Source organism: Streptomyces sp. NPDC088350 (genome assembly GCF_044753545.1).
Classification (GTDB): Bacteria; Actinomycetota; Actinomycetes; order Streptomycetales; family Streptomycetaceae; genus Streptomyces.
Window position 1 is genome coordinate 99,339 of the sequence record NZ_JBIVNL010000014.1, and the last position, 12,257, is coordinate 111,595.

The 12,257-nt window shown below is 67.0% G+C and carries 8 protein-coding genes; 3 read left to right on the plus strand and 5 right to left on the minus strand.

What is annotated here, in order from left to right; translation table 11 throughout:
• Nucleotides 1-24: 24 nt before the first annotated feature.
• The gene (locus ACIQBL_RS39485) at nt 25-573 is read right to left on the minus strand and encodes a DUF1707 and DUF4190 domain-containing protein (RefSeq protein WP_401951321.1); all 549 of its coding nucleotides are present in this window, start codon (nt 571-573) and stop codon (nt 25-27) included.
• Between the two features lie 199 nt (nt 574-772).
• Between ACIQBL_RS39485 and ACIQBL_RS39490 the strand changes: the two genes are divergently transcribed.
• The 3 genes from ACIQBL_RS39490 to ACIQBL_RS39500 all read left to right on the plus strand — a co-directional run bounded on the left by ACIQBL_RS39490 (nt 773) and on the right by ACIQBL_RS39500 (nt 2,894).
• On the plus strand, nt 773-1,066 hold the full coding sequence (locus ACIQBL_RS39490) for an ATP-binding protein (protein ID WP_401951324.1): 294 nt from the start codon (nt 773-775) through the stop codon (nt 1,064-1,066).
• A gap of 254 nt (nt 1,067-1,320) precedes the next feature.
• The gene (locus ACIQBL_RS39495; protein ID WP_401951327.1) at nt 1,321-2,298 is read left to right on the plus strand and encodes a helix-turn-helix domain-containing protein; all 978 of its coding nucleotides are present in this window, start codon (nt 1,321-1,323) and stop codon (nt 2,296-2,298) included.
• Nucleotides 2,299-2,429: 131 nt separating this feature from the next.
• Nucleotides 2,430-2,894: a hypothetical protein gene (locus tag ACIQBL_RS39500; RefSeq protein WP_401951330.1), complete on the plus strand. Its 465-nt coding sequence runs from the start codon at nt 2,430-2,432 to the stop codon at nt 2,892-2,894.
• Nucleotides 2,895-2,983: 89 nt separating this feature from the next.
• Here the strand turns inward: ACIQBL_RS39500 and ACIQBL_RS39505 are convergent, their stop codons facing one another.
• The 4 genes from ACIQBL_RS39505 to rplJ all read right to left on the minus strand — a co-directional run bounded on the left by ACIQBL_RS39505 (nt 2,984) and on the right by rplJ (nt 12,071).
• On the minus strand, nt 2,984-6,883 hold the full coding sequence (locus tag ACIQBL_RS39505; RefSeq protein ID WP_043682785.1) for a DNA-directed RNA polymerase subunit beta': 3,900 nt from the start codon (nt 6,881-6,883) through the stop codon (nt 2,984-2,986).
• Between the two features lie 94 nt (nt 6,884-6,977).
• Nucleotides 6,978-10,463 carry a DNA-directed RNA polymerase subunit beta gene (rpoB, locus tag ACIQBL_RS39510; protein ID WP_401951333.1) on the minus strand — a complete coding sequence of 1,162 codons (3,486 nt, stop codon included), beginning with the start codon at nt 10,461-10,463 and terminating at the stop codon, nt 6,978-6,980.
• A gap of 571 nt (nt 10,464-11,034) precedes the next feature.
• Entirely contained in the window at nt 11,035-11,418 is a 384-nt protein-coding gene (rplL, locus tag ACIQBL_RS39515; protein ID WP_200710714.1) for a 50S ribosomal protein L7/L12, read from the minus strand.
• 122 nt (nt 11,419-11,540) lie between these two features.
• A complete protein-coding gene (rplJ, locus tag ACIQBL_RS39520; RefSeq protein ID WP_401951336.1) occupies nt 11,541-12,071 on the minus strand; it encodes a 50S ribosomal protein L10 in 531 nt (176 codons plus the stop codon).
• Between the last annotated feature and the right edge of the window lie 186 nt (nt 12,072-12,257).

Consider the following 12,257-nt stretch of genomic DNA (forward strand, 5'->3'; position numbering starts at 1 on the left):
CCGCCCCGAGCCCGCTCCGAGCCCTCAGGTGGAGCTCGCGGCGGCCACGATCGCGAACAGCAGGATCAGGGTCCAGCCCGTGATGGCGAGCCAGCCGAAGACCAGTCCGGTCAGCGCGAACCCGTCCCCGCCCTCGTCGGTCTGCCGTATCTCCGCGCGGGCGGTGTGGCCGAGGACCACCGCGGGGATGCCGGTCAGACCGGCCGTGAACACGGTCAGCAGACCGCAGACCAGGGCGCCGACCGCCTTGCCGTTGGTCGGCGGCGGAGCCGGCAGGAACGTCGGCGGCACCGGCCGGAAGCCCGTGTGCGGTCCCTGGACGACGACCGTCGTGTGCGGCCCCTGGGGCAGATCGGCGACCAGCAGCATCAACTCGCCCACCGTACGGGCGTCGTAGGCCCGCGCGACCCGCTTCTCCAGCTCGTCCTCCCGCAGCCGCCCCTCGGCGAAGCCCGCCCTGAGCACGTCCACGGTCCGCTCCCGGTCCGCGGTCGCAGCCAGCATCGACGCCCCGCTGTGCCCCTGCCACGGCTGCTGCGGCCCCTGCCCCTGCCACGGTGTCGGGTACGACATGGAACACCTCCCCCGGCGCCGGAGACCGAATGCCTCCATGATGCTCCAACGCACCGAAAACGGCACGGGTTCCCCCACGGCTCCGAAGGACGGCCATACGGGATGTGTCGTCCGTCCCTCACAGGATCGGACGCCGTCGAGCAACAGAAGATGTCAACTCCTCACCTGGGAAATCCCGTTGGACCCGGCGGAGCACATCGTGGCCGAACTCTCCGTCAACGCCGCCACCCACGGCCGTGTCCCCGGCCGCAACTTCCGCCTGACGCTCTACGTAGCCGGCGGCACCCTCCGTATCGAGGTCACCGACACATGCGGTGACCGACTGCCCCACGCCCGACAGGGCACTCCGGACGGCGAGTCCGGCCGAGGGCTCCTCATCGTGGGCGCGCTCGCCAACCGTTGGGGAGTCGCCGTAGGCCCCGCCCCACGCAAGACCGTCTGGGCCGAAGTCGTGCTCCGCCCCACCGGATCGCGGCCTGTCACGTGCCGGTGACCCACCGCCCGGCCCGACGCGCGATCAAAGCTTTTCCCTGACCCTGGGGCGAATACCGACCCAACCCCACCCCACCGACCCCCTCCAGCAACCCTGGTCACCCGGAAGAGTGACGATCTTCAATTCGGCTGGATTTCGGGCCGGTTGGCTGCCATATGCTCGCGGCAACCACAACCGCAGACATGCGACGGCCCCCGCCGGGACTGCAATCCCAATGCGAGGGCCTGACCACCGAGGAAGAGAAGAGCTTCCCGATGGATACCCGGAACTTTAGCGCGCCCGCCTGCCCTCAGCAGCTCAATCCGCGCGGCATCACCCACATCAACACCCCGCACACCACCCGGTACACGGTCGTCGGCAACCACCTCGCCCAGCACCGGCAGCTCTCCCTCACCGCGATCGGCCTCGCGCTGCACATTCAGTCGCTGCCGGAGCAGACCCGCGTCGACATCAAGACCCTCGCCGACCGCTTCCCCGAGGGCGAGACCCGAATCGCCGCCGCCCTGCGGGAGTTGAAGGCCCACGGCTACCTGGCCCAGGTCCGCAAACGCCTCCCCAACGGCCGGGTCGTCACGCACACGGTGTCGTACAACCAGCCCCAGGCCCAGCCGCCCGAGGCCGCCTCGGCACCGGCCACCCTCACCGCGACACCCAGGCCCCCCGCCGGCGACGTACCACCACGACCGGCCACCCCCACCGCAGCGTCAAGGCCGCCCGCCGACGTACCACCACGACCGGCAGCCGAACCCGAGCCCGGACCGGCACCTCAGCCCGAAGCCCGCCCCGAACCCGACTCCCGACCCGCTGCCGCCAGACTCCCGCTTCCCGCACCCCAGGCCCCCGACCTCGACCGGCATCGCAAGGCCACAGCCCTCCTCAGCACCCTCCACCACCAGGACCCCCGCCTCCTCCTCCCCGAACGCGCCGTCCGCCGCCTCGCCCCGGCGGTCGCCGCCTGGCTCGAACGCGGAGCCCGCCCCGAGGCCGTACGCCACACCCTGACCGCCGACCTTCCCGAACCCCTCCGCAACCCGGCGGCCCTTCTCACCCACCGCCTCGCCGAACTCCTGCCGCCACCCGTGCCGATGGCACCACCGCTCCCACAGGACCGGCCTGCTGCCCCTCCCCCGTTCCACAACTGCGAGGGCTGTGACCGGGCGATCCGGACCGCACGGCCAGGCGCCTACTGCCGCGACTGCCGCACTGCGGGCCTCGATCCCGCCGCGGCGTGAAGCACGCTGCTCCGTCCGACTCCGAAGACGACGACTCGTTCCTGCTGGCCATCTAGTCGCAAGGCAAGAAGGCCGCGGACAAGCGCTCCGCCTGGGCCTACTACCTGGTCGCCGGTCCGCACAACATGCCGGTGATCACCGACCCGGACAAGGCCTCCGCCGACCTGGCGCTGGCGACACTGTCCGCCATCACCCACGCGAAGGAACCGGTCGTCGATGGGATGCTGAAAGCACTGTCCACCGCTCTGCGGGACGTGCCCGAAGCTGTTGCCGACCCCATCATCGAACTCACCACACAAGGCCTGGACAGCGCGCCCCAGGCCCTTGAACTCTGGAGGACACTGGTGGCCGTGGATCTCTCCTTCCACAAGTCGTACATCTCCGAGGAAATCCGCGACGAAGGCCGGGGCGAGGGCCGCGTCCAGGGCCGCGTCGAGGACATCTTCGTCGTCCTGGATGCCCGTGGCATCGACGTCCCCGACGACCTCCGCGACCGCATCACCGCCTGCGACGACCCCGACATCCTGCGTCGCTGGCTCACCCGCGCCGTCGTCGCACCGTCCGCCGAAGAGATCTTCACTGACGAAGACGCCTGAGACCCGAGAACCGGACGCGCCGAAGGGCGGCCACCCCGTACGAAACGGGGTGGCCGCCCTTCAGTTCAACTCAAGCGATCGCTCGCTGCCTACTGGTTGTACGGACCGTAGTCGTAGTCCTCCAGCGGGACGGCCTGGCCGGAGCCCGTGCCGAACGGCGAGTAGTCGATGTCGTCGTAGCCGACGGCCGAGTACATCGCGGCCTTGGCTTCCTCGGTCGGCTCGACCCGGATGTTGCGGTAGCGGGACAGGCCCGTACCGGCCGGGATGAGCTTACCGATGATGACGTTCTCCTTGAGGCCGATCAGGGAGTCGGACTTGGCGTTGATCGCCGCGTCCGTCAGGACCCTGGTCGTCTCCTGGAAGGACGCCGCCGACAGCCAGGACTCCGTGGCCAGCGAGGCCTTGGTGATACCCATGAGCTGCGGACGACCGGAGGCCGGGTGACCGCCCTCCTGCACCACACGACGGTTCTCCTGCTCGAAGCGGGAGCGCTCGACCAGCTCGCCGGGCAGCAGCTCGGCGTCGCCGGACTCGATGATCGTCACGCGGCGGAGCATCTGCCGGATGATGATCTCGATGTGCTTGTCGTGGATCGACACACCCTGCGAGTTGTAGACCTTCTGGACCTCGCCGACCAGGTGGACCTGGACGGCACGCTGACCCAGGATGCGCAGCACGTCGTGCGGGTTGGTGGCACCCACGGTGAGCTTCTGGCCCACCTCGACGTGCTCGCCCTCGCTGACCAGGAGACGGGCACGCTTCGAGATCGGGAACGCCGTCTCGTCGCTGCCGTCGTCCGGGGTGACGACGAGCTTCTTGGTCTTCTCGGTCTCCTCGATCCGCACGCGGCCCTGGGCCTCGGAGATCGGGGCGACACCCTTCGGCGTACGAGCCTCGAAGAGCTCGACGACACGGGGCAGACCCTGGGTGATGTCGTCACCGGCCACACCACCGGTGTGGAAGGTACGCATCGTCAGCTGCGTGCCGGGCTCACCGATGGACTGGGCGGCGATGATGCCGACCGCCTCACCGATGTCGACCAGCTTGCCGGTGGCCAGCGAGCGGCCGTAGCACATGGCGCAGGTGCCGACGGCGGACTCGCAGGTCAGGACCGAGCGGGTCTTGACCGTCTCGATGCCGTGCTTGACCAGCTCGTCGATGAGGACGTCGCCGAGGTCGGTGTTGGCCGGGGCCAGCACCTTGCCGTCGACGGTGATGTCCTCGGCCAGCGCACGGGCGTACACGCTGGTCTCGACGTTGTCGGCCTTGCGCAGGACACCGTCCGCGCCGCGCTCCGCGATGTGCAGCTTGAGGCCGCGGTCGGTGCCGCAGTCCTCCTCGCGGATGATGACGTCCTGGGAGACGTCGACCAGACGACGGGTGAGGTAACCCGAGTCGGCGGTACGGAGGGCCGTGTCGGCCAGACCCTTACGGGCACCGTGGGTGGAGATGAAGTACTCCAGCACGGACAGGCCTTCACGGAAGGACGCCTTGATGGGACGGGGAATCGTCTCGTTCTTGGCGTTCGACACCAGACCACGCATACCGGCGATCTGACGCATCTGCATCATGTTTCCTCGGGCACCCGAGTCAACCATCATGAAGATGGGGTTCGTCTTGGGGAAGTTCTCGTTCATCGCCTCGGCGACCTCGTTGGTCGCCTTGGTCCAGATCGCGATGAGCTCCTGCGTGCGCTCTTCCTTGGTGATCAGACCGCGCTCGTACTGCTTCTGGACCTTCTCGTCCTGCGCCTCGTAGCCCTTGACGATCTCCTTCTTCGCCTCGGGAACGACGACGTCGGAGATGGCCACGGTGACACCGGAACGGGTCGCCCAGAAGAAGCCGGCCGCCTTCAGGTTGTCGAGCGTCGCCGCCACGATGACCTTGGGGTAGCGCTCGGCCAGGTCGTTGACGATCTCGGAGAGCTGCTTCTTGCCCACCGAGTAGTCGACGAACGGGTAGTCCTCGGGCAGCAGCTCGTTGAAGAGCGCGCGGCCCAGGGTCGTACGGAGGCGGAAGGTGTCACCCTGCTGCCACTCGGGCTCGCCCTCCTCGCGGACCGGCGGCACCCAGCCACGCGGCGGGATGGTGCCCACCGGGAAGCGGATGTCGACGGCCGACTGGAGCGCCAGCTCGCCGCCGTCGAACGCCATGGTCGCCTCGGCCGTGGAGCCGAACGCGCGGCCCTCGCCCTTGACGTCACGGAGTTCGCCGTCGGTGGTGAGGAAGAACAGACCCAGCACCATGTCCTGGGTCGGCATGGTGACGGGACGACCGTCGGCCGGCTTCAGGATGTTGTTCGAGGACAGCATCAGGATGCGGGCCTCGGCCTGCGCCTCCGCGGAGAGCGGCAGGTGGACGGCCATCTGGTCACCGTCGAAGTCCGCGTTGAACGCGGTGCAGACGAGCGGGTGGATCTGGATGGCCTTGCCCTCGACCAGCTGCGGCTCGAAGGCCTGGATGCCGAGGCGGTGCAGCGTGGGCGCACGGTTCAGCAGAACCGGGTGCTCCGCGATGACCTCTTCCAGGACGTCGTAGACGACCGTACGGCCGCGCTCGACCATGCGCTTCGCCGACTTGATGTTCTGCGCGTGGTTCAGGTCCACCAGGCGCTTCATCACGAACGGCTTGAAGAGCTCCAGCGCCATGGCCTTCGGCAGACCGCACTGGTGCAGCTTCAGCTGCGGGCCGACGACGATCACGGAACGCGCGGAGTAGTCCACACGCTTGCCGAGCAGGTTCTGACGGAAGCGGCCCTGCTTGCCCTTGAGCATGTCGGACAGCGACTTCAGCGGACGGTTGCCGGGGCCCGTGACCGGGCGGCCACGACGGCCGTTGTCGAAGAGCGCGTCGACGGCCTCCTGGAGCATGCGCTTCTCGTTGTTCACGATGATCTCGGGCGCACCGAGGTCGAGAAGGCGCTTCAGGCGGTTGTTGCGGTTGATCACACGGCGGTACAGGTCGTTCAGGTCGGAGGTCGCGAAGCGGCCACCGTCCAGCTGCACCATCGGGCGGAGGTCCGGCGGGATGACCGGGACGCAGTCGAGGACCATGCCCTTGGGGCTGTTGGAGGTCTGCAGGAAGGCGGACACGACCTTCAGCCGCTTCAGGGCGCGGGTCTTCTTCTGGCCCTTGCCGGTGCGGATGATCTCGCGGAGGCGCTCGGCCTCCTCGTCCAGGTCGAAGGACTCCAGGCGCTTCTGCAGCGCCGCGGCACCCATCGAACCGTCGAAGTACGTGCCGAAGCGGTCACGCAGCTCGCGGTAGAGGAGCTCGTCGCCCTCCAGGTCCTGGACCTTGAGGTTCTTGAACCGGGTCCACACCTCGTCCAGGCGGTCGATCTCGCGCTGCGCACGGTCGCGCAGCTGCTTCATCTCGCGCTCGGCACCTTCGCGCACCTTGCGGCGCACGTCGGCCTTGGCACCCTCGGCCTCCAGCTCGGCCAGGTCGGCCTCGAGCTTCTTGGCGCGGGCTTCGAGGTCGGAGTCCCGACGGTTCTCGACCTGCTGACGCTCCACGGAGACATGCGCCTCCAGGGAGGGCAGGTCACGCGTCCGGCGCTCTTCGTCGACGAACGTGATCATGTACGCCGCGAAGTAGATGACCTTTTCGAGGTCCTTCGGGGCGAGGTCGAGCAGGTATCCCAGTCGGGACGGGACACCCTTGAAGTACCAGATGTGCGTGACGGGCGCGGCCAGTTCGATGTGGCCCATCCGCTCACGGCGCACCTTGGCGCGGGTCACCTCGACGCCGCAGCGCTCACAGATGATGCCCTTGAAGCGAACGCGCTTGTACTTGCCGCAGTAGCACTCCCAGTCCCGGGTCGGACCGAAGATCTTCTCGCAGAAGAGTCCGTCCTTTTCGGGCTTGAGCGTGCGGTAGTTGATGGTCTCAGGCTTCTTGACCTCGCCGTGGCTCCACTGACGGATGTCGTCAGCGGTGGCCAGACCGATCCGGAGCTCATCGAAGAAGTTGACGTCGAGCACTATGCGTCAATCCCTCTCAGGGTTGTAAGTCTTGGGGTCTGATACGGGGGTCCTGGGGCCGGAGACCTGCGCGCGGCAGGTCTCCGGACTCCCGTCAGACCTCTTCGACGCTGCTCGGCTCGCGCCGGGACAGGTCGATGCCGAGCTCCTCCGCTGCGCGGAAGACATCCTCGTCGGTGTCACGCATCTCGATGGACATACCGTCACTGGACAGCACCTCCACGTTCAGGCAGAGCGACTGCATCTCCTTGATGAGCACCTTGAAGGACTCGGGGATGCCGGGCTCGGGGATGTTCTCGCCCTTGACGATGGCCTCGTAGACCTTCACGCGGCCGGTGACGTCGTCGGACTTGATGGTGAGCAGCTCCTGGAGGGCGTAGGCGGCGCCGTATGCCTCCAGCGCCCACACCTCCATCTCGCCGAAGCGCTGTCCACCGAACTGCGCCTTACCACCCAGCGGCTGCTGGGTGATCATCGAGTACGGACCGGTCGAACGGGCGTGCAGCTTGTCGTCGACCAGGTGGTGCAGCTTCAGGATGTACATGTAGCCGATCGAGATCGGCTCCGGGAACGGCTCGCCGGAGCGGCCGTCGAACAGGTTGGCCTTGCCGGAGGCCTGGACCAGCCGGTCGCCGTCGCGGTTCGGGATCGTGGCCTCGAAGAGACCGGAGATCTCGTCCTCGCGGGCACCGTCGAAGACCGGGGTCGCGACGTTGGTACCCGGCGCGACCTGGTCGGCGCCGATGACCTGCAGGCGGCGCGCCCAGTCCTCGCTGAAGCCGGAGACGTCCCAGCCGCGGCTGGCGAGCCAGCCGAGGTGGATCTCCAGGACCTGTCCCGGGTTCATTCGGGACGGGACACCCAGCGGGTTGAGGATGATGTCGACCGGAGTCCCGTCCTCGAGGAACGGCATGTCCTCGATGGGCAGGATCTTGGAGATGACACCCTTGTTGCCGTGGCGGCCGGCCAGCTTGTCGCCGTCGGTGATCTTGCGCTTCTGCGCAACATACACGCGGACCAACTGGTTGACGCCGGGCGGCAGTTCGTCGCCCTCCTCGCGGTCGAAGACGCGGACGCCGATGACCTTGCCGATCTCGCCGTGCGGCACCTTCAGCGAGGTGTCGCGCACCTCGCGCGCCTTCTCGCCGAAGATCGCGCGGAGCAGGCGCTCCTCGGGGGTCAGCTCGGTCTCACCCTTGGGCGTGACCTTGCCGACGAGGATGTCACCGGCGACGACCTCGGCACCGATACGGATGATGCCGCGCTCGTCGAGGTCGGCGAGGACCTCCTCGGAGACGTTCGGGATGTCCCGGGTGATCTCCTCGGGGCCGAGCTTGGTGTCACGGGCGTCGACCTCGTGCTCCTCGATGTGGATCGAGGAGAGGACGTCGTCCTGTACGAGGCGCTGCGACAGGATGATCGCGTCCTCGTAGTTGTGACCCTCCCACGGCATGAACGCCACGAGCAGGTTCTTGCCGAGCGCCATCTCGCCGTTCTCGGTCGCCGGACCGTCCGCCAGCACCTGGTTGGCGACGACCCGGGAACCCTCGTCCACGACAACCTTCTGGTTGACGGACGTGCCCTGGTTGGAGCGGGAGAACTTCGCGAGGCGGTACGTCGTGTACGTGCCGTCGTCGTTGGCGGTGGTGATGTAGTCCGCGGAGACCTCCTGGACCACACCGTCCTTCTCCGACTTCAGGACGTCACCGGCGTCGACCGCGCAGCGGTACTCCATGCCGGTGCCGACCAGCGGCGCCTCGGACTTGATGAGGGGCACGGCCTGACGCATCATGTTCGCGCCCATGAGGGCACGGTTGGCGTCGTCGTGCTCCAGGAAGGGGATCATCGCGGTCGCGACGGACACCATCTGGCGCGGGGAGACGTCCATGTAGTCGACGTCGTCACCGGGGACGTAGTCGACCTCTCCGCCACGACGGCGGACCAGGACGCGGGTCTCCTCGAACCGGAAGTCCTCGCTCAGCGGCGCGTTGGCCTGCGCGATGACGAATCGGTCCTCTTCGTCGGCCGTCAGGTAGTCGACCTCGTCGGTGACGACACCGTCGGTGACCCGGCGGTACGGCGTCTCGACGAAACCGAACGCGTTGACCCGGCCGTAGGAGGCGAGCGAGCCGATCAGGCCGATGTTCGGGCCTTCGGGGGTCTCGATCGGGCACATGCGGCCGTAGTGCGAGGGGTGCACGTCACGGACCTCGAAGCCGGCCCGCTCACGGGAGAGACCACCCGGGCCAAGAGCCGACAGACGGCGCTTGTGGGTGAGACCCGACAGCGGGTTGTTCTGGTCCATGAACTGCGAGAGCTGGCTGGTGCCGAAGAACTCCTTGATGGAGGCGACGACCGGCCGGATGTTGATCAGGGTCTGCGGCGTGATCGCCTCGACGTCCTGGGTCGTCATCCGCTCGCGGACGACTCGCTCCATACGCGCCAGACCCGTACGGACCTGGTTCTGGATGAGCTCGCCGACGTTGCGCAGACGACGGTTGCCGAAGTGGTCGATGTCGTCGGTCTCGACGACGATCGTCGTGCCGTTGTCACCGACGGTCTCGGTCTCGCCGGCGTGCAGCTTCACCAGGTACTTGATCGACGAGATGATGTCCTCGACGGTCAGGACGCCGGCGTCCAGCGGGGCTTCGCCGCCCAGCTTCTTGTTGACCTTGTAGCGGCCGACCTTGGCGAGGTCGTAGCGCTTCGGGTTGAAGTAGAGGTTCTCAAGAAGCGTCTGCGCGGCCTCGCGGGTCGGGGGCTCACCCGGACGCAGCTTGCGGTAGATGTCGAGCAGCGCGTCGTCCTGGCCCTGGGTGTGGTCCTTCTCCAGGGTGGCGCGCATGGACTCGTACTCGCCGAACTCCTCCAGGATCTGCTCGGTCGTCCAACCGAGAGCCTTGAGCAGGACGGTGACGGACTGCTTGCGCTTGCGGTCGATACGGACACCGACCATGTCGCGCTTGTCGATCTCCATCTCCAGCCAGGCACCCCGGGACGGGATCACCTTGGCGGAGAAGATGTCCTTGTCGGACGTCTTGTCGATGGAGGAGTCGAAGTAGACACCCGGCGAACGGACCAGCTGCGACACGACGACACGCTCGGTGCCGTTGATGACGAAGGTGCCCTTGTTGGTCATGAGCGGGAAGTCGCCCATGAAGACCGTCTGGGACTTGATCTCGCCGGTCTCGTTGTTGGTGAACTCAGCGGTGACGAAGAGCGGCGCGGAGTACGTGAAGTCGCGCTCCTTGCACTCGTCGATGCTGTTCTTGGGAGGCTCGAAGCGGTGGTCGCGGAAGGTCAGCGACATCGACCCGGAGAAGTCCTCGATCGGGGAGATCTCCTCGAAGATCTCCTCCAGACCGGACTTGGTGGGGACGTCCTGACCTGAATCCAGAGCCGCCTCGACACGAGCCTTCCACGCGGCATTGCCGAGCAGCCAGTCGAAGCTCTCGGTCTGCAGCGCAAGAAGGTTCGGAACCTCGAGGGGCTCCTTGATCTTTGCAAAGGAGATGCGCAGCGGGGCGGTGCTGGCGCCGTTGTTCATATTCGCGGTCGAGGCAGTGCGCGAGGCGGCCAAGAGGGGGTCCTTCCGAGGGCTCGGACTCACTACGCGCGTACCGGCCCCTCTCAGGGGCAAAGAGACATGGACTTCCTGAGTCGGCCCGGAAAGGCCAGGTCAGAGTTGGTCCGGTCATCGATGCTCAAGTGAGGGCATGCCCCTGGTGACGGGCAGGGAGCAGCTAACAGGCAGCGCAAAGGGTCAGTGTAGCCACTTGGCGCACTGATGTCCAGCCCCGCTTTTTTGAGACCCTCGTCGTGCTCAACACCCTCGGCAAGCTCACGTCCTCAACGCGTTGATACTGCCCTCTTCGCCGCCGATCCATGCCTCGGATTCGGATCGTTGTGACGACGCGTCCTGAGAATTGCGCGCTGCGTGCGGTTCGTCAAGGCCTCCATGGCCCACACCACATGCCACCAGGGCTGCCCGGAGGCACGAAGAAGATCACCATACTCCGCGAACCCCTGATCGCAAGGCTGCCGCTCACCCGACCCAGGAACGCCGAAGAGCGACCACCCAGATGGATGATCGCTCTTCGGTGCCTAGGCGTTACAAGGTCTTTGGGACCTCGTCCACGACCTCGGCGGTGTTACTTGACCTCGACGGAGGCGCCGGCGGCCTTGAGGGACTCGGCGGCCTTCTCGGCGACGTCCTTGGCGACCTTCTCGACGACGGGCTTCGGGGCGCCGTCCACGAGGTCCTTGGCCTCCTTGAGGCCCAGGGAGGTCAGCTCACGCACGACCTTGATGACCTGGATCTTCTTCTCGCCGGCACCCGTGAGGATGACGTCGAACTCGTCCTGCTCCTCGACGGCCTCGGCGGCGGCGGCCGGACCGGCCGGGCCGGCCACGGCGACCGCGGCGGCGGCGGTGACGTCGAACTTCTCCTCGAACGCCTTCACGAACTCGGAAAGCTGGATGAGGGTCATGGTCTCGAACTCGGCGAGCAGTTCGTCCTGGGTGAGAGCCACGATGGCTTCCTTCCACTAATTTTCGGCTGGTGCCGGGATGTACATGTCTGGCGGGCGTACGTTCGGCCCGCTACGACCACTGCCTCGGGCCGGAGCCTTGGGCGGCGGTCATTTCGCGAGCCGAATTACTCGGCACCGCCCTGCTCTTCGTGCTTGGCGCGAAGGGCGTCCACAGTGCGGACGAGCTTCGACGGGAGCGCCTGGAAGAGCTGCGCAGCCTGAGTCTGCTTGCCCTTGAAGGCACCCGCCAGCTTGGAGAGCAGAACCTCGCGGGACTCGAGGTCCGCGAGCTTCTTGATCTCGTCGGCGGACAGCGCCTTGCCGTCAAGGACACCGCCCTTGATGACGAGGTTCGGGTTGTCCTTGGCGAAGTCACGAAGACCCTTCGCCGACTCCACCGGGTCACCGGTGATGAAGGCGACCGCCGTCGGACCGTTGAACAGGTCGTCGAGCGTAGAGATCCCGGCCTCGTTGGCCGCAATCTTGGTCAGCGTGTTCTTCACCACGGCGTACTGGGCGTTCTCACCGAGCGAACGACGCAGCGTCTTGAGCTGCGCCACGGTGAGACCCCGGTACTCGGTCAGCACGGCGGCGTTCGAGTCGCGGAACTGTCCCGCGAGCTCGGCTACCGCGGCAGCCTTGTCGGGCCTTGCCATAGAGCGTCGGCCTCCTTCCGGGTGATGAGGACCGCTCAGAAGGGGCTGGGACAGAAGAAACGCCCCGGCGCAGGCGCACGGGGCGTAGCTCGACCGGCAACGAAACACACCGGGAGCACATCCAGTTCACCTGCGCGGGTCGTCCACTGTTCAGCGGATCCTTCGGTCACCGCGCCCTCTTGCAAG

Excerpts from the sequence above, each read along its gene's own strand:
- ACIQBL_RS39485 (WP_401951321.1), bottom strand. The coding sequence starts at position 573 with ATGTCGTACCCGACACCGTGGCAGGGGCAGGGGCCGCAGCAGCCGTGG.
- ACIQBL_RS39495 (WP_401951327.1), top strand. The coding sequence starts at position 1,321 with ATGGATACCCGGAACTTTAGCGCGCCCGCCTGCCCTCAGCAGCTCAAT.
- rplJ (WP_401951336.1), bottom strand. The coding sequence starts at position 12,071 with ATGGCAAGGCCCGACAAGGCTGCCGCGGTAGCCGAGCTCGCGGGACAG.